Source organism: Streptomyces sp. NPDC126510, assembly GCF_040302345.1.
Lineage (GTDB): Bacteria > Actinomycetota > Actinomycetes > Streptomycetales > Streptomycetaceae > Streptomyces.
Window position 1 is genome coordinate 162,564 of record NZ_JBEORR010000004.1, and the last position, 21,627, is coordinate 184,190.

The 21,627-nt window shown below is 72.4% G+C and carries 21 protein-coding genes; 7 read left to right on the forward strand and 14 right to left on the reverse strand.

What is annotated here, in order from left to right:
* Nucleotides 1–98: 98 nt before the first annotated feature.
* From ABTX60_RS06510 to ABTX60_RS06525, 4 genes are all read right to left on the reverse strand, one after another.
* On the reverse strand, nucleotides 99–617 hold the full coding sequence (locus ABTX60_RS06510) for an NUDIX hydrolase (protein WP_352095929.1): 519 nt from the start codon (nucleotides 615–617) through the stop codon (nucleotides 99–101).
* 115 nt (nucleotides 618–732) lie between these two features.
* Nucleotides 733–1,890 carry an alkaline phosphatase PhoX gene (locus tag ABTX60_RS06515; RefSeq protein WP_352095930.1) on the reverse strand — a complete coding sequence of 386 codons (1,158 nt, stop codon included), beginning with the start codon at nucleotides 1,888–1,890 and terminating at the stop codon, nucleotides 733–735.
* Nucleotides 1,891–2,054: 164 nt separating this feature from the next.
* On the reverse strand, nucleotides 2,055–3,542 hold the full coding sequence (locus ABTX60_RS06520) for a sensor histidine kinase (protein WP_352095931.1): 1,488 nt from the start codon (nucleotides 3,540–3,542) through the stop codon (nucleotides 2,055–2,057).
* On the reverse strand, nucleotides 3,539–4,375 hold the full coding sequence (locus ABTX60_RS06525) for a response regulator transcription factor (RefSeq protein WP_352095932.1): 837 nt from the start codon (nucleotides 4,373–4,375) through the stop codon (nucleotides 3,539–3,541). Before ABTX60_RS06525 ends, ABTX60_RS06520 begins: the two co-directional genes overlap by 4 nt.
* Nucleotides 4,376–4,592: 217 nt before the next feature.
* On the opposite strand from ABTX60_RS06525, the gene ABTX60_RS06530 reads away from it, so the two are divergent.
* Together ABTX60_RS06530 and ABTX60_RS06535 are read left to right on the forward strand one after the other, a co-directional pair.
* The gene (locus tag ABTX60_RS06530) at nucleotides 4,593–5,198 is read left to right on the forward strand and encodes a carbonic anhydrase (protein ID WP_352095933.1); all 606 of its coding nucleotides are present in this window, start codon (nucleotides 4,593–4,595) and stop codon (nucleotides 5,196–5,198) included.
* Nucleotides 5,199–5,608: 410 nt separating this feature from the next.
* The gene (locus ABTX60_RS06535) at nucleotides 5,609–7,327 is read left to right on the forward strand and encodes a SulP family inorganic anion transporter (RefSeq protein WP_352095934.1); all 1,719 of its coding nucleotides are present in this window, start codon (nucleotides 5,609–5,611) and stop codon (nucleotides 7,325–7,327) included.
* A gap of 81 nt (nucleotides 7,328–7,408) precedes the next feature.
* Here ABTX60_RS06535 and ABTX60_RS06540 read toward each other — a convergent pair whose 3' ends face one another.
* Nucleotides 7,409–7,837, reverse strand: a complete 429-nt coding sequence (locus tag ABTX60_RS06540) for a peptidase inhibitor family I36 protein (RefSeq protein ID WP_352095935.1) — start codon at nucleotides 7,835–7,837, stop codon at nucleotides 7,409–7,411.
* Nucleotides 7,838–8,069: 232 nt separating this feature from the next.
* Here ABTX60_RS06540 and ABTX60_RS06545 point away from each other — a divergent pair, with 232 nt between their 5' ends.
* A complete protein-coding gene (locus ABTX60_RS06545) occupies nucleotides 8,070–9,284 on the forward strand; it encodes a helix-turn-helix domain-containing protein (RefSeq protein WP_352095936.1) in 1,215 nt (404 codons plus the stop codon).
* 6 nt (nucleotides 9,285–9,290) lie between these two features.
* On the opposite strand, the gene ABTX60_RS06550 is transcribed toward ABTX60_RS06545, so the two are convergent.
* From ABTX60_RS06550 to ABTX60_RS06570, 5 genes are all read right to left on the reverse strand, one after another.
* A complete protein-coding gene (locus ABTX60_RS06550; protein ID WP_352095937.1) occupies nucleotides 9,291–10,058 on the reverse strand; it encodes an SDR family NAD(P)-dependent oxidoreductase in 768 nt (255 codons plus the stop codon).
* Between the two features lie 78 nt (nucleotides 10,059–10,136).
* The gene (locus ABTX60_RS06555) at nucleotides 10,137–10,721 is read right to left on the reverse strand and encodes a TetR/AcrR family transcriptional regulator (RefSeq protein ID WP_352095938.1); all 585 of its coding nucleotides are present in this window, start codon (nucleotides 10,719–10,721) and stop codon (nucleotides 10,137–10,139) included.
* Between the two features lie 45 nt (nucleotides 10,722–10,766).
* Nucleotides 10,767–11,117 (reverse strand): nitrite reductase small subunit NirD, encoded by a 351-nt coding sequence (nirD, locus tag ABTX60_RS06560; protein ID WP_352095939.1) that lies wholly within the window; start codon nucleotides 11,115–11,117, stop codon nucleotides 10,767–10,769.
* A complete protein-coding gene (gene nirB, locus ABTX60_RS06565) occupies nucleotides 11,114–13,723 on the reverse strand; it encodes a nitrite reductase large subunit NirB (protein WP_352095940.1) in 2,610 nt (869 codons plus the stop codon). The genes nirD and nirB overlap by 4 nt, the downstream gene beginning before the upstream one ends.
* Nucleotides 13,723–14,940, reverse strand: coding sequence for an NAD(P)/FAD-dependent oxidoreductase (locus ABTX60_RS06570; protein WP_352095941.1), 1,218 nt, complete (start codon nucleotides 14,938–14,940; stop codon nucleotides 13,723–13,725). The genes nirB and ABTX60_RS06570 overlap by 1 nt, the downstream gene beginning before the upstream one ends.
* Before the next feature lie 173 nt (nucleotides 14,941–15,113).
* Between ABTX60_RS06570 and ABTX60_RS06575 the strand changes: the two genes are divergently transcribed.
* Nucleotides 15,114–15,896, forward strand: coding sequence for a sulfite exporter TauE/SafE family protein (locus tag ABTX60_RS06575; protein WP_352095942.1), 783 nt, complete (start codon nucleotides 15,114–15,116; stop codon nucleotides 15,894–15,896).
* Here ABTX60_RS06575 and ABTX60_RS06580 read toward each other — a convergent pair.
* A complete protein-coding gene (locus ABTX60_RS06580) occupies nucleotides 15,893–16,786 on the reverse strand; it encodes an NAD(P)-dependent oxidoreductase (protein ID WP_352095943.1) in 894 nt (297 codons plus the stop codon). The genes ABTX60_RS06575 and ABTX60_RS06580 overlap by 4 nt on opposite strands.
* A 159-nt stretch (nucleotides 16,787–16,945) precedes the next feature.
* On the opposite strand from ABTX60_RS06580, the gene ABTX60_RS06585 reads away from it, so the two are divergent.
* Complete coding sequence (locus ABTX60_RS06585) at nucleotides 16,946–17,284, forward strand: winged helix-turn-helix transcriptional regulator (RefSeq protein ID WP_352096169.1); 339 nt, start codon at nucleotides 16,946–16,948, stop codon at nucleotides 17,282–17,284.
* On the opposite strand, the gene ABTX60_RS06590 is transcribed toward ABTX60_RS06585, so the two are convergent.
* Together ABTX60_RS06590 and ABTX60_RS06595 are read right to left on the reverse strand one after the other, a co-directional pair.
* Nucleotides 17,222–17,881: a class F sortase gene (locus tag ABTX60_RS06590; protein ID WP_352095944.1), complete on the reverse strand. Its 660-nt coding sequence runs from the start codon at nucleotides 17,879–17,881 to the stop codon at nucleotides 17,222–17,224. The genes ABTX60_RS06585 and ABTX60_RS06590 overlap by 63 nt on opposite strands.
* Before the next feature lie 112 nt (nucleotides 17,882–17,993).
* Nucleotides 17,994–18,515: a GVDTG sorting domain-containing protein gene (locus ABTX60_RS06595; RefSeq protein ID WP_352095945.1), complete on the reverse strand. Its 522-nt coding sequence runs from the start codon at nucleotides 18,513–18,515 to the stop codon at nucleotides 17,994–17,996.
* A gap of 267 nt (nucleotides 18,516–18,782) precedes the next feature.
* Between ABTX60_RS06595 and ABTX60_RS06600 the strand changes: the two genes are divergently transcribed.
* Nucleotides 18,783–19,391: an NADPH-dependent FMN reductase gene (locus ABTX60_RS06600; protein WP_352095946.1), complete on the forward strand. Its 609-nt coding sequence runs from the start codon at nucleotides 18,783–18,785 to the stop codon at nucleotides 19,389–19,391.
* A gap of 31 nt (nucleotides 19,392–19,422) precedes the next feature.
* Here the strand turns inward: ABTX60_RS06600 and ABTX60_RS06605 are convergent, their stop codons facing one another.
* On the reverse strand, nucleotides 19,423–19,839 hold the full coding sequence (locus tag ABTX60_RS06605; protein WP_352095947.1) for a gamma-glutamylcyclotransferase family protein: 417 nt from the start codon (nucleotides 19,837–19,839) through the stop codon (nucleotides 19,423–19,425).
* Nucleotides 19,840–19,978: 139 nt separating this feature from the next.
* Between ABTX60_RS06605 and ABTX60_RS06610 the strand changes: the two genes are divergently transcribed.
* Nucleotides 19,979–21,625 carry a M4 family metallopeptidase gene (locus tag ABTX60_RS06610; protein ID WP_352095948.1) on the forward strand — a complete coding sequence of 549 codons (1,647 nt, stop codon included), beginning with the start codon at nucleotides 19,979–19,981 and terminating at the stop codon, nucleotides 21,623–21,625.
* The last annotated feature ends 2 nt before the right edge of the window (nucleotides 21,626–21,627 follow it).

Here is a 21,627-nt window from a genome sequence, read left to right on the forward strand (position 1 = left end):
CGTCGGCGGTCCCCGACCCTCACCGATCGCGGCGGCTCCGGTGCACGAGACGAAGGGGCGGCACCTGTGCGGAGGTGCCGCCCCTTCGGCGTCCCCGCTTACCCGGGGAGCCCTTCCCGCAGGCAGACGACGGTGCCGGTCCGGGCCGCGTCCAGCAGCGCGGTGAGGGTGGGCAGCCCCGTCGCCAGCGGGGTGGATTCCAGCTCGTCGAGGGCGAAGAAGCCGTGGTGGTCATGCTCCGAGCTGCGCCGGACGGGCTGCCCGGCCGGGAGCCGGCCACCGTGGAAGTAGAAGTCGATCACCGGTCCCGTCTCCAGCACATCGGCTCGGTGGTCGTACCCGAGGAACCGCGGGTCCTCTTCCAGGGTGATGCCGGTCTCCTCGTGCAGCTCCCGGCGTGCGGCCCCGAGGGGGTCCTCACCGTGGTCGAGCATCCCGCCCGGCAGCCCCCAGAGCCCCTCGGCGGGCAGGCCCCCGGCGTAGCGCAGCAGCAGGATCCGGTCCTCGGCGTCGAGCAGCAGGACGCAGGACGCGACGATGGTCTGCGGCAGTGTCTTGACCCACTCGGCACGGGGCAGCACACCCGGCGCGTTCGGGACGGGCACGGTCGTGTCCACGGTGGTGTTCCTTCCGTCGGCTGGACAGCCCGCTGCGAACTGCCCAACCGGTGGAACGGCCGGACCCGCCGATGGTCACCGGCGGGCCCGGTTCAGGTGTCGCACGCGGCCCCCGTCACGAGCGGAACGGGCCCGTCACCTCGTATGTGATGCCGCCCGAGGAGCTGCCGCTGGTGCCGCGCTGGCTGGAGAAGTACAGGCGCGTGCCGTCGGGGGAGAAGGCCGGGCCCGTGATCTCCGAGCTCGACTGGCCCTCGACGCGCAGGAACGAGGCGACGACATCGTCCGGTGTGATGACGCAGATCTCCATGTTGCCGCCGTCCTCGGCGACGAAGAGGTCGCCGGAGGAGGTGCCGGTGATGTTGTCGACGCCGGTGAGCGGGGCCGTGCCGTTGACGAGGGAGTCGTCGTAGGCCAGCTCGTACGTGCTGGTCAGGAGGTTGAGCTGCCAGACGCGGTTGTCGCCCTTGGTGGTGAACCAGACCGTGTCGTTCGCGTAGTGGCAGCCCTCGCCGCCGTTGAAGGACTTCGAGCCGGCCACCTGGGAGCGGGTGGCCGTGGGGGAGCCGTCCGGGTCGGGGATGTCGGCCCAGGTGAAGGAGCCGCTCGTGGCGCTGCCCGCGACCATCACCTGGAGTTTGCCGGACGACAGGTTGCCCCACGTGGTCGGAACGAAGCGGTAGAACCGGCCGTCGGTCTCGTCCTCGGTCAGGTAGATCACCTTGCGCACCGGGTCGGCGGCCGCCGCCTCGTGCTTGAAACGGCCCATCGCCGCGCGCTGCGCCGCCGCGTTCGTGCCCCACGGGTCGGTCTCGTAGACGTAGCCGAGGGACACCTCCTCGCAGGACAGCCAGGTGTTCCACGGAGTCTTGCCGCCCGCGCAGTTCTGGCGGGTGTTCGAGAGGATCCGGTACGCGCCGGTGATCGCGCCCGTTGACGAGAACTTCACCGCGCTCGCGCCGCCCGAGGGGTTGATCTCGGAGTTGGAGACGTAGATCCAGCCCGTGCCGTCGGCGTAACAGGCGCCGCCGTCCGGGGCGTTGTGCCAGGTGTAGGAGGTGCTGCCGACGCGTTGGCCGGACCGGGCGATCACGCGGCTCGTGAAGCCGCTGGGGAGTCGGATGCCGTTGGCGTCCGGGGAGCCCAGCGACCCGTAGGGTCCGGTGCCGGGCTGGGCCGGGGCCGCGTACGCGGCGCCGCGCCACAGGGTTCCGCCCAGCGCGGCGGATGTACCGCCGAGGACGGCCGCACGCAGGAGGCTACGACGTTCCACTCTCACTCCAAGAGGTGCCGTACCGCCCCGCCGCCGGTCGACGGCAGGGTCGTGCGTGGGGGGAGGCGGAAAGGACGTTAAGGGGACGGGGTTGACGGGGCATGGCCAACTCGTGGCCGTAGGGCGGCATGCCGTGTGCCGCCTGTGCCCGCGCGGTACCGGCCTTACGCAGGCAGGGCCGGCGCCTCCCTTTTCGGCCTCCTCGGGCGGTCGCCGCCCGGCCCGGGACCGGCCTCGCCCGTCGGCCGTGCGGACGGCAGCCGGATCACCACGTCCAGGCCGCCGGTCGCCGCCGCGCGCAGGGCCGCCTCGCCGCCGCTGGCATGAGTGAGGCGCTGCACCAGGGCGAGCCCCAGACCCGTACCGCCCTTGGGGGCGCCCGGGGCGCGCCAGAAACGGTCGAAGGCGCGGGTCCGCTGCTCCTCCGTCATGCCCGGGCCCTCGTCGGTGACGTGCAGGTCGACCCAGCGGGGCCTGCTGTCGCGCAACGCCCGCCGCGGCGGAGCCTGCAGCCGCAGCTCGATCGTGACGGTGCTGCCCGCCGGGGACGCCCGCAGGGCGTTGGACAGCAGGTTGTCCATGATCTGCTCGACGGCCCCAGGCACCGCGAGCACCGGGCCCACGCTCCCCGCGAAGAGCACGAGGGAGACGCCCTCCCGCGCGAACAGGGGCTGCCACGTCCGGTGCCGCTCCGCGCAGACCGTGCCCAGGTCGACGGTGGCGGGAATGGCGGCGTGCTCCTCAAGCCGGGCCATGGCCAGCAGGTGCCCGACCATCCGGGCCAGCCGGTCCGTCTCCGTGACGGCGGCGGTGAGGCTGCCCCGGCCCCGGGCGGCGATGTCCGGCTCCAGGTTCTCCAGGCGCAGCCGCAGCGCCGCCAGCGGTGTCTTCAGCTGGTGCGAGGCCTCGCCGGCGAACGCCCGCTGGGACGCCAGCAGATGGGCGAACCGGGCGGCGGTGTGGTTGAACGCGGCGGCCAGCGAGCGGACTTCCGGCGGCCCCTTCGTGATCGTCACCGGTGCGAAGCGGCCGCCCTCGGCCAAGTCGTGCGTGGCCTGCTCCAGTTCGCGGATCGGGCGGCCCGCCCAGCGGGCGAAGGCGAAGCCGACCACGGCGACCGCCGTCAGCACGGCCAGCCCACCCAGCACCAGCAGCAGCCACACATGGTGGACCCGCTCGTGCACCGTCCGGGTGGGCACCGTCAGCCACACCGCGCCGACCGGCCGCGCCTCCTGGCCGACCGGCGCCGCCACGGACAGATACTCGACCCCGCCGATCGTGGAGGTCCGGACGTCCACCGTCGACGTGCCCCGCAGCGCGGCCGCGATGCCCGGCCGTGCGGCCAGGTCGCCGGAGACCCCGGCGTCCACCGGGTGCGAGGTGGCGAGCGGTACGCCCGAGGCGTCGACGATCACCACCTTCCCGCCGATGCGCTCCGCGCAGTGCGCCACCCGTGCGGGCAGGTCCCGTTCGGCCCGCCCCGCGGCGAGGGACAGCGCGGCGTACGCGGAGACCGACTCGGCCTCGTCCTTCGCCGCGTTGACGACCCGCTCCCGCTCACCGCGCGAGTAGACGAAGCCCAGCGGGATCTCCAGGCAGAGCAGCACCAGTGCCGCGAGGCTGAGATAGCTGAGCAGCAGCCGGCGGGTCACGGAGAGGCCACCTGCGCGGTCGGCCCCGTGTGCACCGACAGCCGGAAACCGACGCCCCGCAGCGTCCTGATCCACGCCGGGTGCCCCAACTTGCGGCGCAGCGCCGCCACGTGGACGTCCAGGGTCTTGGTCGGGCCGTCGTAGTGCGGGTCCCAGACGCGGTCGAGGATCTGCTGCCGTGAGTAGACCGCGCCCGGGTCCTCGCTGAGCAGCGCCAGCAGATCGAACTCCTTCGGCGTGAGCGGGACGGGAACGTCACCGACCCAGACCTGGCGGGTACGGCGGTCCACGACCAGCGGGCCCGGGTCGTGCGGCGGGTCGGGAGCGGGGTCGTACGAGGTGGTCGCGGGGGGTTCGTAGGACAGCGCCGGGGCCGGTTCGTGGGCGGGGGCCGGAGCCGGCTCGTACGGCGGCGGCTCGGGGGTGCCCCGCGTGCCCGGAGTGAGACCGGTGGCCTCGGGGAACGCCTGGTGGGTGCGTTGTGTGCGGCGGGTCACGGCACGGACCCGGGCGACCAGTTCGCGCACGCTGAAAGGTTTCGCCAGGTAGTCGTCGGCGCCCAGCTCCAGACCCAGGACGCGGTCGGCCTCCTCGCCGCGTGCACTGAGGATGACGATGGGTACGTCCGAGACCTGCCGGATGCCGCGGCAGACGTCGATGCCGTCCATGTCCGGCAGCCCCAGGTCGAGCAGGACGACGTCGTTGTACGGGCCTCTCAGGCCGTCCGTCCCGGTGGCGACGTGGTCGACCGTCAGCCCGAAGTGGCCGAGCCCTTCGGCGAGCGGCTCGGCGATCGTCTCGTCGTCTTCGATGAGCAGCACTCGTAGGCCCATACGTCCTGTCTCTCCGTGAAACGGGCATTAATCCGGGCAGCGCCAATTAGCATTCCCTGCCGCGGAGTTCACACGCTACAAGAAGACGCCGTATCTGGGAATGAGGGCAAAGAATGTTCAATTGCTGGCCGCGCTCTGTACTTTGCTTAACCTTCCTCTGTAGGTCGGCGGTCTACGGTGGGGTGCATCGGATGAACACCCAGCTCAGGAGAGTGCGTTGAAGGCTTTGCTGGACCGTGCCCGTGCGTTCAGGACGCGTGTAGATTTCGACAGCGGTGAATTTCGGAAACTGGCTGAAGGGCAATATCCGGAGGCGTTGTTCATTACCTGCTCGGACTCGCGGGTCATCCCCGCGCTGATCACGGGCGCACGGCCCGGGGAGATATTCGAGCTTCGGAACGCGGGAAACATCGTGCCGCCCTACGGACGGCCCGGGGCCTGTGGCGAGGCGGCCACCATCGAGTACGCACTGGAGGTGCTCGGGGTTCAGGACATCGTGGTGTGCGGTCACTCACACTGCGGTGCGATGGGAGCCCTGAAGTCCGGCGACGACCTGTCGGCACTGCCCGGCGTGGACGCCTGGCTGCGCATCGCCCGGCCCGAGCTGACCTCCGTACTGCGGTCCGCGCCCGACGACCCGTCCCTGCCGGAGGTCTCCCAGGGCAACGTCGTCAACCAGCTGGCGGCACTGCGGAGTTACCCCGTGGTGCGGCAACGCCTCGACTCGGGCCGGCTCCGGCTGCACGGCTGGTACTACGAGATCGACACCGGGTTCGTGTACGAACTCGGCGACGACGGCGACTTCCGGGTGCACGCCGCGTGAGCGGGGCGCATGCGCGGGGGCGGACCTGGGGAGGCCCGGGGGGCGGGCGGTACGGGGCGTCGGGCGGCGACGGCGGCCGACAGGGGGGCGGGCCGCCGCCGGGGGGCGACGCCGAGTGGGGGACCGGTTCCGTGGGGGCCACGGGGGGTTGGCCGGGGGGAGGCCTCGCCGGGCACGTCGGGGGCCGGCCGGACGCGGGCCCGGCGGGGGACGCAGGGGGCTGGTCGACGGTCGGTGGGGCCAGGGATGGGACACCGGGGGGTGCGCCGGGTGAGGCCTGGGCAGGTCCCGGGGGAGATGGGGCCGGCGAGCCGGATGGCTGGGGGACCGCGCCCGGAGCGGACATCACCGAGGCCTCCGCTCCGGGCCGCGGGGGCGTCGGTGCGGTCGACGGCCTGATCCGGGGGCTCATGAGTGGTGCCAAGGGCGGTGGCGGCAAGGGGGGAGCGAGGGGGGACCTCGTCACCGACATCACGGCCTCCCTCGTCGTCTTCCTCGTCGCCCTGCCGTTGTGCATCGGTGTCGCCGTCGCCTCCGGCGTGCCCGCCGAACTCGGGATCATCTCCGGGGTGATCGGCGGCCTGGTCGTTGGTGCGGTCAAGGGCAGCACGCTCCAGGTCAGCGGCCCGGCCGCGGGGCTCGCCGCTCTGGTCGCGGAGACCGTCGCCGAGGTCGGCGTGGCCATGCTCGGCGTGATCGTGCTGTTCGCCGGCATCCTCCAGATCGTCCTGGGGCTGGTACGCCTCGGCCGGATGTTCCAGGCGATCTCCGTCGCCGTGGTCCAGGGCATGCTCGCCGGCATCGGCGTACCGCTGATGTTCAGCCAGGCCTACCCGATGGCCGACGCCAAGGCCCCCGGCACCCCGATCGAGAACATGGCCGGGATCCCCGGTCTGCTGGCCGGTGTCCTGACCGACCCGCAGGCGATGATCGCGACACTGCTCGGTGTCGCCACGGTCGTGCTCAGCTTCGTGTGGAAGAAGGTGCCGGGTCCGGCCGGGAAGATCCCCGCCGCCCTGGTCGCCGTGGGCATCGGCATGGTCGTCGCCGCCCTGCCCGGCGTGGACGTGAAGACGCTCCAGGTGGGCAACCTGCTCGACTCGGTGCGGGTGCCGGGTGCCGGGCAGTTCGCGGGGCTCGCCGACGGGACGATCATCACCGCCATCCTCACCTTCACGGTGATCGCGTCCGCGGAGAGCCTGTTCACGGCCGCCGCCGTGGACCGCATGCACAGCGGCCCGCGCACCCGCTACAACACCGAGCTGATCGCCCAGGGCGCCGGCAACACCGTCGCGGGCCTCCTCGGCGCGCTCCCCATCACCGCCGTGGTGGCGCGCAGCTCGGCCAACGTCCAGGCCGGGGCCAAGACCCGGCTCTCCCGCACCCTGCACGGCCTGTGGCTGCTCGCGTTCGCGCTGCTGCTGCCGCAGGTGCTCGCGCTGATCCCGATCTCCGTGCTGGCCGGTGTCCTCGTGCACAGCGGCTGGAAGCTGTTCGGGCCCGCCGAGTTCCCGAAGATGTGGCGGCAGGACCGGGGCGAGTTCGCGGTGATGACACTGACCATGCTGGTCATCGTGGCGACGGCCCTGCTGGAGGGCGTGCTGTTCGGTCTCGCCGCGGGGATCGTGCTGGCCGCGCTGCGCATGTCGCAGACGGTGGTCCGCCAGCATGTCGAGCAGGACACGGCGAAGGTCGTCATGGCGGGCAACGCCACGTTCCTGCGGCTGCCGAAGGTGATCGACGCGCTGGAGGCGGCCGCCGCGTCCGGGAAGCCGCGGATCCGTCTCGACCTGACCGGTGTGACCCACCTGGACCACGCCTGCCGCAACCAGGTCGAGGAGTTCACCGCCCAGCAGCGGGGGCTGGGGCTGAGGGTGGAGCTGCTGATGCCGGGGGAGGCGAAACCGGCCGGTTCCACGACGCCCGCCTCCGAGGCTCCGGCGACGGCGCCGCTGCCCAGGCGCCCGGTTCCCACCACACAGGAGGAGACGGCCGAACCGTCGCTCTGGCCCACCAGGCAGGAGGAGACGGCCGAACCGTCGCCCTGGCCGACCGCCGATGCCGAGTGGTTCTACCTCGACACCAGGCCCCTGCCGGAGGAGCAGTCGCGCTCGCCCCTGGTGGGCTGACCCGGCCGCTGCGGGACATGCCGCGGTGGCGTGCACACCCGACCGGGCGTGCACGCCACCGCGTTCCTGCGTGGAACCGGTTCAGCCGCAGCTGCCCGAGATCCACTTGTGGGAGCGGACCTTGTACGTACCGGCCAGGTTGCCGCCGTGCTGCTGGCGGGTGCAGCCGACGCGGTTGGAGTAGTCGGCGCCCCGGTAGTACGCGACGCCGCTGGAGCTGCTGGTGCCGGCGTTCCACACGGACTTCACGTTGGTCGTGGCGGCCCAGGAACAGCGGACGGCACCGCTCTGCCAGTCGGGGTCGGCCGCGTCCCACGAGCACTTGCTGCCGGTGAAGTTGGCGCCGGTCCAGAAACAGACGTGGCCGGACGCGCAGTCCACCGCGGCGGGCGAGGCCGGGGCCGCCGACGCGGAGCTCGGCACGGCCAGGGCGGTGACGGCCGCGGCGCTGACGGCGAGAACCGCGAGCAGCGGGTTCCTACGGGTGTGCCGGAGTGCGGAAAGGCGCATGAGCCTGGTCTCCTCGGAGTCGGGGGACGGTGCTGCGGACGGCCCGACGCTGGCAAGGCGTGACCGGGCCGGGCAAGGACGGCGGGGCGGGTTGGGATGCCGGGACGGCGTCCCACCGCCTGCCTGGCGCGTTCCGGAACCGTTGGGACGGCCATGGGACGTCTTTGGTGGCACAGTGTCGGCACGAGACGCCCGACCAGCGTCCGTTGGGGATTCCGAGGGGGGAGAGGCGTTGTCCGCATGCCCTGAAACGGAGCGGTTCGCCGCGCTGTTGCGTTCGCTCAAGAGCCGGTCCGGGCTGAGTTACGAGGCCCTCGCCAGGAAGTCCGGACTGTCCGGTTCGTCGTTGCACCGGTACTGCCGGGGCACTTCGGTGCCGCAGGACTACGGAAGCGTCCACCGGCTGGCCACGGTGTGCGGCGCGACCCCGGACGAACTGCGCACCCTGCACCGCCTGTGGGCCCTGGCGGACGCGGCGCGGGCCACCGCGGACACCCCGGCCTCGGCCCCCGACCAACCCGAAGGCTCGGCCCCCGACCAACTCGACGCCTCGAACCCGGACCAACCCGACGCCTCGAACCCCGCTCTCCACCGGGCCGACGCTCCGCCCTTGGCTCCCGACCGGGCCGACGCTCCGTCCTCGGCTCCCGACCGGGCCGACGACCCGCCCCCGGCCCCCGGCCGGACCGGTCAGCCGGGCACCGAGCCGAGCCGGGGGCCCGCCGGACGGTCACGCCGGCACCGGCTGCGCACCTCCGTCGTTACCGCCGTGATCGTCGCCGCCCTCAGCGTCTCCGCCTGGGTCCTGACGAACGGCCGCTCCTCCTCCGGCGGCGGACGCGGCACCGGCGAGGACCGGCCGTTGTTCTCGGCCGGCTGCCCGCCGGTGATCGCGATGGGCGAGCACGACGAGTGCGTGCGGGAGGTGCAGCGTCTGCTGCACGCCAAGGGCGCGGACATCGGCGTGGACGGGGACTTCGGGCCGCAGACCCTGCGCCGGGTCACGGCGTTCCAGGTGCTCGCCGGACTCCAGCCCAACGGAGTCGTCGGGGACCCCACCAAGAAGGCGCTCTACACCTCTCACGTGCGGATGAGCGTGTGGTCACCGGAGAAGGTGCGCGAGCGGGTCCGCGAGGTGTTCCCCGAGTCGCCCGACAAGGCGGTGGCCATCGCCGACTGCCAGTCCTTCCTCGACCCGCTGCACATCCTTCCCAACACCAACGGCACCCGGAACTGGGGCGTGTTCCAGATCTCCGACGCCCGCCTGCGCGAGCTGGGCGGCACACCGCGCGAGGCCCTGGACCCGGAGTGGAACATCCGGGCGGCACGGAAACTGTGGAGCCGGGACCACGACTTCGGCGACTGGCCCCACTGCGAACGCGCCGCCGGCGCCTCCCGCTCCCCGGCCCCCCGGCATTCGTCCACGACGGCACGACCACCGCGCTGAACCGGCTCAGGCCGTGGAACCGCCGTCCACCACCAGGTCGGTGCCCACGACCGACGCCGCGTCGTCCGAGGCCAGGTACAGCACGGCGGCGGCGATCTCCTCGACCGTCGAGACACGGCCGACCGGTACCGCGGTCCGCATGCGCTCCGCGCGGTCGGCCTCCGTCTCGCCCGGCTTGAAGGACATGGCGGTCGCGCTGGCGCCGGGTGAGACGGCGTTGATGCGGACGCCCTCGGCGATGTGGTCCAGGGCGGCGCCGCGCGTGAGGACGGACACGGCCGCCTTCGTGGCGCCGTAGGCGGTCATACCCGGGATGCGGCCGTGGACGCCGATGCGGGAGGCGACGTTGACGATGGCGCCGCCGGCCGGCTGGGTGCGCATCTGGCGCACCTCGGCCTGGAGGGCGAGCAGCACGCCGGTGACGTTGATGTCGAGCATCCGCCGCCAGGCGTTCTCCGGGACGTCCGCGGCGGGCTGCCCGCCGGCCTCCAGGACTCCCGCGTTGTTCACCGCGACATCGAGCGAGCCGAAGTGCTCCACGGCGGCGTCGACCAGGTCCCGCAGGTCGGAGGCCCGGGTGACGTCGGCGGTGACGGACAGACCCTTGCCGCCCGACTCCTCGATCAGCGTCACGGTCTTCTCCAGCGGTTCCCGGCGCCGTCCCGCGACGACGACGTGCGCGCCCTCCGCCGCGAACGCGAGGGCGGTGGCCCGTCCGATGCCGGAGCCCGCGCCGGTGACGAGGGCGGTCCTGCCGGTGAAACGGTTCCCCATGATCTCTCCTGCCGAGTTTCTTGACTGATCGGTTCAGTATTCGGGCATGAAAAGAGGCACCCCTCGGGGTGCCCGTTCTCAGTCGAGCAGGGCCAGGGCCTGCTCCGCGGCGTCCCGCACCCGGCCCGGGTCGGCCGACGCCTTGCCGACGACCCGCAGTCCCTGCATCAGGACCAGCAGCATGCGGGCGAGGGTGCGCGGGTCGCGGTCCTCTCCCAGTTCGCCCTGGGCCTGCGCGCGAACCAAGGCCGACCGCAACAGGGTCTCCAGCTGGTCCCAGCTGTGCTGCACGCGGCGGCACGCGGCGCTGTCGTGCGGGGCCAGTTCGGCGGCCGTGTTGACGACGAAACACCCGGTCAGCCGACGGTCGTCGGCCGTGGACTCGGCGGCGAAGCGGCGCACCACCGCCCGTACGGCGGGCAGCGCCGGCCCCGGCAGCGACAGCTCGCCCAGCAGTTGCGGATCGCAGGACTGCTGATAGCGGTCCAGTGCCTTCAGGTACAGCTCGTGCTTGCTGCCGAAGGTCGCGTAGATGCTGGCGCGCCCCACGCCGAGGTGCGCGACGAGGTCGGACATCGACGTCGCCTCGTAGCCGCGCCGCCAGAACAGCTCGAGAGCTGCCTGGAGCGCGGCGTCCGGATCGAACTCCTTGGTCCTGGCCACGTACCGCAGCCTAGGTTCATCGAGAATGATCGGTCAAGAAAGGTTCTACGAGGTCCGCACCTTGTACGCCGTCACCCGGACCGTCTCGTCGTCCAGGCACTGGCCGGACGTCAGGTCGAAGCGCTGCTTCAGCAGGGGCGAGGCGACGAAGGGGCGGCCCTGGTGGGTACCGGTGAGGCCCCGGGAGAGGACGGCCGCGCCGGTGAAGGGGTCACGGTTGTCGATGGCGAACAGCTCACCGGAGCGGTCGCGGAAGACCGCGGCCTGCCGGCCGTCCGGCAGCAGTGCGGCAACCCCGCGGCCCGGGAGCAGCGCGCTCAGGTCGCAGACCGCGAACCAGTCGTCGTCCAGGGCGATTTCGATCGTGAGGTCGGTGGTCTCGAGTGCCAGGGTCATCGCTGGGCGCTTCCTTCCAGTACGTCAGCGGCGGGTCGCATGCCGATGGACAGCAGCGGCAGGTCGGGCTTCATCTGGTCGCGCTCGGGCACGAAGGCGACGACGGGGTCCGGGGTGTCCGGCGCGTTCACGAAGGACACGAACCGGGCGAGCTTCTCGGGGTCGTTGATGGTCTCGGCCCACTCGTCGCGGTAGTGCGCGACATGCGCCCGCATCAGCTGCTCCAGCTCGTCGCAGATGCCGAGCGAGTCGTGGACGACGACGTCCTTCACGTGGTCGAGGCCGCCCGGGATCCGCTCCAGCCAGGTCGACGTGCGCTCCAGACGGTCGGCCGTACGGATGTAGAACATCAGGAACCGGTCGATCAGCCGCACCAGTTCGGCGTCCGACAGGTCCTGCGCGAGCAGGTCCGCGTGGCGGGGCGTGGCGCCGCCGTTGCCGCCGACGTACAGGTTCCAGCCGTTGGCGGTGGCGATCACGCCGAAGTCCTTCGACTGGGCCTCGGCGCACTCGCGCTGGCAGCCGGAGACCGCCGACTTGAGCTTGTGCGGCGACCGGAGCCCCCGGTAGCGCAGCTCCAGGTCGATCGCCATCTTCACGGAGTCCTGGACGCCGTAGCGGCACCAGGTCTGGCCGACGCACGACTTCACCGTGCGCAGCGACTTGCCGTAGGCGTGGCCGGACTCGAAACCGGCGTCCACCAGCCGGGCCCAGATGACGGGCAGTTGCTCGACGCGCGCACCGAACATGTCGATCCGCTGACCACCGGTGATCTTCGTGTAGAGGCCGAAGTCGCGGGCGATCTCGCCGATCACGATCAGCTTCTCCGGGGCGATCTCGCCGCCGGGGATCCGCGGCACGACCGAGTAGGAGCCGTTCTTCTGCAGGTTGGCGAGGAAGTGGTCGTTGGTGTCCTGCAGGGACGCCTGCTCGCCGTCCAGGACGTAGCCGCTCGCGCCGATCGTCGGGGCGAGGGAGGCGATGATCGAACCGACGGCCGGCTTGCACACCTCGCAGCCGTCACCGCCCCGGGCCTCCTCGCGGCCGTGGCGGTCCAGCAGGTCCTGGTAGCTGTTGATGCGCAGGGCGAGGACGATCTCGTAGAGCTCCTCGCGGGTCTGCGCGAAGCAGCCGCACAGGCCCTTGTCGACCTCGACGCCGTTCGCCTCGAGTTCGGCGTTGACGAGCTGGCCGAGGACCTTCACGCAGGAGCCGCAGCCGGTGCCGGCCTTGGTGCACTTCTTCACCTCGGGCACGGTCGTGCACTGGTGGTCGGTGACCGCGCCGCGGATCGTGCCCTTGGAGACGTTGTGGCAGGAGCAGACGATCGCGTCGTCCGGCAGCGCCGACGGGCCGAGCTGGACGGACTCCCCGGCACCGGCCGGCAGCACCAGCGACTCGGGCGAGACCGGCGGGACCGAACCGGTGAAGGCCTTCAGCGTGCCGTAGGCGTCCGCGTCGCCGACCAGGATGCCGCCGAGCAGCGTGCCGTCGCGGCCGATGACCAGCTTCTTGTACAGGCCGGCGCGGGAGTCGGAGTAGACGACGTCCAGGCAGTCCTCGGCGGTGCCGTGCGCGTCGCCGAAGGACGCCACGTCCACGCCGAGCAGCTTCAGCTTGGTGGAGAGGTCGGCACCGGTGAAGGACGCCTCGTCCGAGGCGATCGTCGCCGCCGCCGTCTCGGCCTGCTCGTAGCCCGGGGCCACCAGGCCGTACACCCGGCCGTCGGAGGCCAGCGCGCACTCGCCGATGGCGAAGACGTGCGGGTCGGCGACCGTACGGCACTGCTCGTCGACCGTGATGCCGCCGCGCTCGCCGACCGTCAGTCCGCAGTCGCGGGCCAGCTGGTCGCGGGGGCGCACACCGGCGGAGAACACCACCATGTCGGTGGCCAGTTCGGAGCCGTCGGAGAGCTTCATGCCGGTGACGGCGCCGTCCTCGCCGACCACGATCTCCTGCGTGCCGACGCCCGTGTGGACGCTCAGACCCATCTCCTCGATGGTGCGCAGCAGCGCGGCACCGCCGCCGTCGTCCACCTGGACGGGCATCAGCCGGGGCGCGAACTCCACGATGTGGGAGGTGAGTCCGAGGCCCTTCAGCGCGCCGGCCGCTTCCAGTCCGAGCAGGCCGCCGCCGACCACCGCGCCGACCGTCGCCTTGGACTTGGCGTACTCCTCGATCGCGAGGAGGTCCTCGATCGTGCGGTAGACGAAACAGCCCTCGGCGTCCTTGTTCGGGACCGGCGGGACGAAGGGGAAGGAGCCGGTGGCGAGGACGAGGGTGTCGTAGTCGAAGACCTGGCCCGAGCGGGCCGTGACCCTCTTCGCCTCACGGTCGACGGTCTCGGCCGGGTCGCCGACGTACAGCTCGATGCCGTGCGTGGCGATGAACTCCATGTCGGTCATGGAGAGGTCCTCGGGCGTCTTCCCCGAGAAGTACGAGGTGAGGGCGACGCGGTCGTAGGCCGGACGCGGCTCCTCGCAGAGTACGACCACGCGGTGCGTGGCGGTCAGGCCGCGCTCGGCGAGCGCTTCGAGGAAGCGCTGGCCGACCATGCCGTGGCCGACGAGCACGATCGTGGGGGGCGTCCCCTGGGTGGCCGTCATCAGGAGCCTCCATCGTTGGTGAGCAGGTGGAGCAGGGGGCCGCCGTCGGAGGGGAGCGGCTCTGCTCCCTCCCAGGCGCGGGCGAGCGCGCCGACGGTGCCGAGTTCGCCGACGAGGACCCCGCCGACCAGGCGGTCGTCGCGGACGACGACCTTGCGGTAGGTGCCGCGGGTGGCGTCGGCGAGCTGGACGACGTCGTCGCCCGGGAGCGCCTCGGTCTCGCCGAACGCGGCGAGGTCGAAGGGACTGTCGTGCCCCGTGAGGGTGAGCCGGGTCAGCGAGCGCGTGCCGGTGTACCGGGCGCTCGTGTCCCCGGCCAGCAACTCGGCCAGGGCGTCTGCCTGTTCGAGCGCGGGAGTGGCGAGCCCGTAGAGCACGTCGGCGTGCTGGGCGCAGTCGCCGACGGCGTGGATGTAAGGGTCGGAGGTGCGCAGCTCGTCGTCGACGACGACGCCCTTGCGGACGTCGAGTCCGGCGGCCTGCGCGAGACCGACCCGGGGGCGGACACCGCAGGCGACGACCACCAGGTCCGCGTCGAGCGCGTATCCGTCGGCCATCTCCACCGAGCGGACCGCGCCGCCGACGCAGCGCACGTCCCGCACCCGGCACTCGGTGTGCACCTCGACGCCCAGGTCGGTCAGATGCCGCTTGACGAGCTTCGAGGCGGCCGGGTCCAGCTGGCGCTCCATCAGCCGCTCGGACTGCTGGGCGAGTACGACCTGGGCGCCGCGCAGGGCGAGGGCCCGGGCCGCCGACACGCCGAGGAGACCGCCGCCGACGACGACGGCCCGCGCGCCCGGCCGGACCGCCTTCGACAGCCCCAGGCAGTCGTCCATGGTCCGGAAGGCGTGCACACCCTCGGGCAGTTCGTGGTTCTCGGTGAACAGCCCCCGCAGCGGCGGCAGTACGGGATTGGAACCGGTCGCGAGAACGAGCCGGTCGTATGCGATCACCGTCCCGTCCGCGCAGGCGACGGTGCGCTGCGCGCGGTCGACGCCGACGACCCGGCCGCGCACGATCCGGGCCGGCGCCGGCAGGGCGATCACCTCGGGGTTGTAGCGTCCGGCCAGCACCTCGGCGAGCAGGACCCGGTTGTAGGGCCGGTGCTCCTCCTCGCCGATCAGCAGCGCGGGCGTGCCGAGCTCACCGAGCCGCCGGGCGAGCCGTACGCCCGCGAGGCCGGTGCCGATCACCACCACACGCTCATTCGAGGTCATGCACTCGAGCGTGCGGTGCCGGTGTTACCCGGTGGCATCACCTCTGTTTCCCGCGGGGAACGCTGCCCTCAGCGGGCGGCGCCGGCGGGTGTGAGGGTTCCTGAACTGCGACGACGGCCGACTGTGAGGGCCGTCGCACCGGTCTCGCACCACCCTCGCATAGGCTCGCGATCATGCCCGACATATCGCTGACCATGATCGTCCTGCTCTGCGTCGCGGCCCTCGCCGCCGGGTGGATCGACGCCGTGGTCGGTGGGGGCGGCCTCCTGCTGCTGCCGGTGCTGCTGCTCGGACTGCCCGCGAACACCCCCGCCGCGCACGCGCTGGGCACGAACAAGGCCGTCGCCATCGTCGGCACCACGGGCGCGGCCGTGACGTACGCCCGCAAGGCTCCCGTGGACGTCCGTACCGCCGTCCGCATCGGCCTGGCAGCTCTCGCCGGATCCTCGGCCGGGGCCTTCTTCGCGGCCGGGATGAGCACCGACGTCCTCAAGCCGGTGATCATGGTGGTGCTGCTCGGGGTCGCCGCCTTCGTGATCCTGCGGCCCGCCTTCGGCACGGCCCCCGCGACCGGCCCGGCCACCCGCCGCCGCATCCTCGCCGCGATCGGCCTCGCGGGCCTCGGCATCGGCTTCTACGACGGTCTGATCGGCCCCGGCACCGGCACGTTCCTGGTCCTCGCGCTCACCGCGATCCTCCACCTCGACCTCGTCACGGCCTCCGCCACCGCGAAGATCGTCAACTGCTGCACCAACGCGGGGGCGCTGGCCACCTTCGCCTGGCAGGGCGCCGTGCTGTGGCAACTGGCCGCCCTGATGGCCGTCTTCAACCTGGCGGGCGGCACCCTCGGCGCCCACACCGCCCTGAAGCAGGGCAGCGGCTTCGTCCGCGTCGTGCTGCTGACGGTCGTCTTCGCCCTGGTGGGGAACCTGGCGTACGAGCAGTGGATCGCCTAGCGCGCTCGCAGGTCCAGCAGCTCGATCATCCCTGTCCCGTCCTCCTCCCCGTGCCCCTGCGCGAGCCTGCGCTCCATGAGCTCCATGTACGGCGTCAGCAGCTCCGGGCCGACCCGTTGTTCCTCGGCCGTGCGCAGCAGGGTGGCGTTGCCCGCCACCTGCATCGCGAGGTTGGAGACGACGCCCTTGGTGTAGTCGCCCGTCTGCAACCGCTCGGCACTCTGGTGCACGGCCGGGGCCATCGCCGTCAGCCACTCCGCGAGCAGCGGTGCGAAGTCCTTCGGCGCGATGTCCTCCGGGCGGATCAGCGCGAAGGCGTGGGCGATGCCCGCGAACATGCCGCTCATCGCGCTCAGCAACGCCACGTCGTGCAGCGCCGCGAAGCCCGGGTCGGCCCCGACGTAACGGGTGCCGGCGGGGACGGAGAGGGTGGCGCGGTGCTCCTCGAACAGCTCCGGTGAGCCGCTGTAGAAGACGTAACCGCCGGAGTCCGCGATCCCGATCATCGGCGGTACGGCCATGATCCCGCCGTCCAGGAACCGGGCGCCGCGTGCCTCGGCCCAGGCGGCGCGCGTCCGGCCGTCTCCCGGGGTGCCGGTCGTCAGGTTCACCAGGTCCCGCCCGGTGAGGTCGGTCTGGTCGAGGGCCTCGCCCACGGAGGCGTCGTCCAGCAGGCAGACGATCACCAGGCGGTTCGCCGCCACGGCCTCGGCGGCGCTCACGGCGACCGTGGCGCCCTCGGCGGCGAGGGGCTCGGCACGGGCGGGGGTGCGGTTCCAGACGGTCACCTCGTGCCCGGCGGCCAGCCAGGCCCGGGCGAGGGCGGTGCCCATGGCCCCGGTGCCGAGAAGAGTGAGAGGGGTACGGGGAACAACTGCGGTGTCGGTCATGGCGTTTAGGCTCGTCGCAGGGGGGCGCCCGCTCAAGTACGTACTTCGTAGTGGGTGGTTACCCCGGGGGAAGGGTGCAGGCAGTCGAAGTGGAAGGGGCGGGGCGTGGGGACGACCGGACGGCGGCCGGGGGCGTACGTGTGCGGGATCGACGCGGCGATGGACGTGATCGGTGGCAAGTGGAAGGTGCTGATCCTCTGGGCGCTGCACGAGCGGCCGTGCCGCTTCGGGGAGCTGCGCCGCGAACTGCCCGGCGTCACCGAGAAGGTGCTCGCCTCGCACCTGCGGGAGATGGAGAGCGACGGGCTCGTGCACCGCGAGGCGTACGACGAGGTGCCGCCGCGGGTGGAGTACTCGCTGACGGCCCGGGGCGTCTCCTTGAACGAGGCGCTGGCACCGCTGGGCGCCTGGGGCAGGGCGAACGTCCTGGGGGCGTCACCGGCTGCCGGTCAGGTGCGCGAAGACGACGACGTTCCCCTGGTACCCGGTGCCGCGTGAGTACCCACCGCCGCAGGTGATGACCCGCAGTTCGGGACGGCGGGCCGCGCCGTAGACCTTCTCGTCGGGGAAGTCCTTCGCGGCGTACACCTCCACGGCGTCCACGGTGAACACCGCGACGCCGCCGTCCCGCCGGTCCACCTCGATCGTGCTGCCCCCGGCCAGGGCGCCGAGGTCGTAGAAGACGGCGGGGCCGTCGGCGTTGTCCACGTGTCCGGCGACGATCGCGGTGCCCCGCTCGCCGGGGGTGGCGCCGGCCTCGTACCACCCGGCGAGGTTCTCGTCCGCGGCGGGCGGCACGTCGAGGCTCCCGGTCTCCGTCAGGCCCAGCCCGGTCAGCGGCGCGTCGACCCGGATCGCGGGGATGCGGATCCGGTCGGGTGGAGAGGGCGGCAGCGCGGGCACGGCCGGCCGTTCACCGGCCCTGCCGCCCAGCCCGGCCCGGCCCTGCGCGGCGGACGGCTGCGGCGGGGCGTGCGTCTCGGCGCCGTTGCGCAGCAGCCACACCCCTGAGCACAGGGCGAACACCGTGACGGCCGCCATGGCCGCGTTCGCGGGATTGCGGACGCCGCCGCCGAACCCGGAGACCCTGCGCATACCCGCCCCTTTCTGAGCTCCGGCCCCGTACCCCCCTCCGGGCCGCGAGGGGCGTCGGACCCGGAGGGGGAGGGGACATGCGGTACCGGCGACGGACAGCGGAGGGTGTCCGTCAGATCCCGTCGCCTCTCGCCCGGCGATGCAGGAGCCAGGTACCGCCCGCGGCGGCGACGGCGAGAGCCGCCACACCGGCCGCGGTCTGCACGGGATCGGGGCCAAGAGCGCCGCCGACCCCCGTCTTGACACTCCCCCGGGGATGCACCTGCCCGCGCACCGACGTCAGCGTGACCACCACGTCCCCGGTGACCCGCCGGCCGCTGCCGCCGCAGGTCGCGGTGATCTCGTACGTACCCGGCTGCGCACCGGACGGCACCCCGAACCGCCCGGTCACGTCCTGCCCGTGCGCGTCCGGTGCCAGGCTGAGGGGACCCGCCCCGACCGCGCTGGCGTCACCCGTCGCGGAGCCGCCGTCGCCGCAGGCCGCCGTGCGCACCGTGACCTGCCCCCCGGGCACGACCGACGCCGGGGACACCTCCAGGTCGCCGGTGGACGCGCCGTGGGCGGGGGCGGAGGCGAGGGCCGCGGCGGCGAGGGCGAACGCGGTGGCGGTCAGCGGCCGGGCGGTACGTCGCATCGGTGCTCCCTCGAGCGGTTCGGTCGTGCGCCTGCCCTTCGAGGTAACGGGCAGCGGGACGACCGCGCTTGCTGAGGGAGCGTCAGAATTGGGGTGAATGGGTGTCAGGGGCCGGTGAACCGGCTGCTTGTCACGGCCGTTTCGGCAGGTCACGGGCGTTCGGCGGGCGGGGCGCGGAAATGCCCGGGGTGCGCGTGTGAACGGGTGACCCGGATGTACGCGTCGGCGCTTGACCTCAAGAATGGTTGAGGTACGAGGCTGGGGCGCATGAATCCAACCGCCACCGACCCAGCCGCTGCCACGACCGACCCGCTCCGCCTGACCCTGGTCGTGGGCAGCAACCGCCACGGCCGCTTCGGCCCCGTCGTCGCCGACTGGCTCCTCGCCCGCATCCGGGACCGGGACGACCTGGTCGCCGAGGTCGTGGACGTCGCCGAGGCCGCGTTGCCCATGTCCCTCGAACCGACCCCCGAGGCGACCGCCGCGCTGTCCGGCGTCACCCCGAAGCTGGCCCGCGCGGACGCCTTCGTGGTCCTCACCCCCGAGTACAACCACTCCTTCCCGGCGGGTCTGAAGAACCTCGTCGACTGGCACTTCACGGAATGGCAGGCCAAGCCCGTCGGTCTCGTCTCCTACGGTGGCCTGTCCGGCGGTCTGCGTGCCGCGGAGCACCTCCGTCAGGTCTTCGCGGAGCTGCACGCCGTGACGGTCCGCGACACCGTCTCCTTCCACAACGCCGGCGCCGCCTTCGACGACCGGGGTACCCTGCGCGACCCGTCCGGCCCGGACGCGGCGGCGAAGACCATGCTGGATCAACTGGTCTGGTGGGGGCGTGCGTTGCGGGAGGCCCGGAGGAGGTGGCCGTACGGGAGCTGAGCCCGGCGCAGGACTCCTCTCACCTCACCTCTCACACCCGCGCCCGCCAGTTCCCGCCCGCGATCGCCCGCCCCCGGGTGCGCAGCCGCGCGGCGACGGCGGGCGCGGCCACGTACACCCAGGCCCTGACGGCTGCCCCGTCGGCCTCCCGCGCGACCTTCCGCTCGACGCGCTCGTACAGACTGCGCGGATCCCCCGGCATGTACTCCTCCAGCCGGTCCAGCTCCGCGAGCAGGCCCGCGTACGCCTCGGGCAGCGCGGTGACCAGCTCGCCGCTCACCGTGCCGCCCCCCGGCTCCTCGACCGCGTACGGATAGCCCGGCCCCTCGTAGAGCACCGCGTCCGCGAGCCTGCCCGGCTCCTCGGAGCGGGTGCGGCCGCGCAGGAAGAGGCCGTGGTTGACCTCCCCCGGACGGAGGGTGCCGTAGACGAAGAAAGGCAGGGTCACAGGAACGATTCTGCACCCTCACACACCTCCACAGCGGGGCTATGGACATGCCAGGTCCGTGACGCCTTAACTCGCGGTCAACATCAACGCCGCCCCCGGTCGACCCCACGCGACCGGGTGCGCCCGTATGAGGAGACCGATGAGTCGGATACGTCATGTCCGCGGTTCCCGTCTCACCCTCGCCGGTGTGGCCGTCACCGGCAGCACCGCCCTGCTGGCCGCCGTTCTCTCCCCGGTCGCCGGCGCGGCCGACCAGCCGACCAGGTCGGGCGCCATCGAGGACGCGGAGGCGGTGCTCGCGGACCGGGCCGGAGCCCTGGGCCTCACCCCGGCCCAGGAGACGAAGGTCCGGGACGTCGTCGTCGACACGGACGGCACCCGGCACGTGCGCTACGACCGCACCTACCACCGGCTCCCGGTGCTCGGCGGCGACTTCGTGCTCCACCTGAACCCGGACGGCAGCTACCACGGCACGAGCCGCGCGACGAAGTCCGCGCTCTCCCTGGCGAGCGTCACCCCGAAGGTGAGTGCCCCCAAGGCCGCCGACCTCGCGGCGAACCTGCTGCGCGCCGCGCACCTCGGCGAGACCCTGAAGAAGCTCACCGCCAAGCCCCGGCTGGTCGTCGACGCCCTGCACGGCGCTCCGAAGCTGGCCTGGCAGACCGACGCGGTGGCGCACGACGAACTCGGCAACCCGGTCGGGCGCACGGTGCTGACCGACGCGACGACCGGCGACCGGATCGACGCCTGGGACTCCATGGAGTCGGCGTCGGGCGACGGCAAGTCCCTCTACGGCGGCACGGTCCCGCTGGAGACGACCGCGTCCGGCTCGTCGTACCAGCTGAAGGACGCCACGCGGGGCGGAACCTACACCGGCGACGCCGAGAACAAGACGGACAAGTGCCTACTGACCGTCTGCCTGACCCGCGCCCCCGCCACGCTCTTCACGGACGCCGACAACCAGTGGGGGACGGGCGCGACCGCCGACCGGTCCACGGTCGCGGTGGACGCCCAGTACGGCACCGACGTCACCTGGGACTACTACAAGAAGGTCCACGGCCGCGACGGCATCGCCGGAGACGGCAAGGGCTCCTTCAACCGTGTCCACTACGGCAAGGACTACAACAACGCCTTCTGGGACGACAACTGCTTCTGCATGACCTACGGCGACGGCGACGGCAAGCTGATGGGCCCGCTGGTGTCGCTGGACGTCGCCGGGCACGAGATGTCGCACGGCGTGACGTCGAAGACGGCGGCGCTGACGTACTCGGGCGAGTCCGGCGGCCTGAACGAGGCCACGTCGGACATCTTCGGCACGCTGGTGGAGTTCCACGCGGAGAACGCCGAGGACCGGGGCGACTGGCTCATCGGGGAGAAGGTCGTGCGCTCCGGCCTCGGCCGCGAGGCCCTGCGCTACATGGACAAGCCGTCCAAGGACGGCAAGTCGGCGGACTGCTGGAACGCGAAGCTCGGTGACCTCGACGTGCACTACTCCTCGGGCGTCGGCAACCACTTCGCCTACCTGCTCGCGGAGGGCAGCGGCGCCAAGACCCTGGGCGGTGTCGCCTACAACTCCCCGACCTGCGACGGCTCCACGGTGAACGGCGTCGGCCGGGCCGCCCTGGGCAAGATCTGGTACCGCGCCCTGACGGTCTACATGACGTCCTCGACGGACTACGCGGACGCCCGCACGGCGACCCTCAGCGCGGCCGAGGACCTCTACGGCGCCGACAGCACCGAGCAGAAGGCGGTCGCGGCGGCCTGGAAGGCCGTCGCCGTGAGCTGATC

Coding starts and splice junctions, on each gene's coding strand:
- ABTX60_RS06525 (WP_352095932.1), bottom strand. CDS start 4,375: ATGGGCCTACGAGTGCTGCTCATCGAAGACGACGAGACGATCGCCGAG.
- ABTX60_RS06535 (WP_352095934.1), top strand. CDS start 5,609: ATGAGTGGTGCCAAGGGCGGTGGCGGCAAGGGGGGAGCGAGGGGGGAC.
- ABTX60_RS06540 (WP_352095935.1), bottom strand. CDS start 7,837: ATGCGCCTTTCCGCACTCCGGCACACCCGTAGGAACCCGCTGCTCGCG.
- ABTX60_RS06550 (WP_352095937.1), bottom strand. CDS start 10,058: ATGGGGAACCGTTTCACCGGCAGGACCGCCCTCGTCACCGGCGCGGGC.
- nirD (WP_352095939.1), bottom strand. CDS start 11,117: ATGACCCTGGCACTCGAGACCACCGACCTCACGATCGAAATCGCCCTG.
- nirB (WP_352095940.1), bottom strand. CDS start 13,723: ATGACGGCCACCCAGGGGACGCCCCCCACGATCGTGCTCGTCGGCCAC.
- ABTX60_RS06570 (WP_352095941.1), bottom strand. CDS start 14,940: ATGACCTCGAATGAGCGTGTGGTGGTGATCGGCACCGGCCTCGCGGGC.
- ABTX60_RS06575 (WP_352095942.1), top strand. CDS start 15,114: ATGCCCGACATATCGCTGACCATGATCGTCCTGCTCTGCGTCGCGGCC.
- ABTX60_RS06580 (WP_352095943.1), bottom strand. CDS start 16,786: ATGACCGACACCGCAGTTGTTCCCCGTACCCCTCTCACTCTTCTCGGC.
- ABTX60_RS06585 (WP_352096169.1), top strand. CDS start 16,946: ATGGACGTGATCGGTGGCAAGTGGAAGGTGCTGATCCTCTGGGCGCTG.
- ABTX60_RS06590 (WP_352095944.1), bottom strand. CDS start 17,881: ATGCGCAGGGTCTCCGGGTTCGGCGGCGGCGTCCGCAATCCCGCGAAC.
- ABTX60_RS06595 (WP_352095945.1), bottom strand. CDS start 18,515: ATGCGACGTACCGCCCGGCCGCTGACCGCCACCGCGTTCGCCCTCGCC.
- ABTX60_RS06600 (WP_352095946.1), top strand. CDS start 18,783: ATGAATCCAACCGCCACCGACCCAGCCGCTGCCACGACCGACCCGCTC.
- ABTX60_RS06610 (WP_352095948.1), top strand. CDS start 19,979: ATGAGTCGGATACGTCATGTCCGCGGTTCCCGTCTCACCCTCGCCGGT.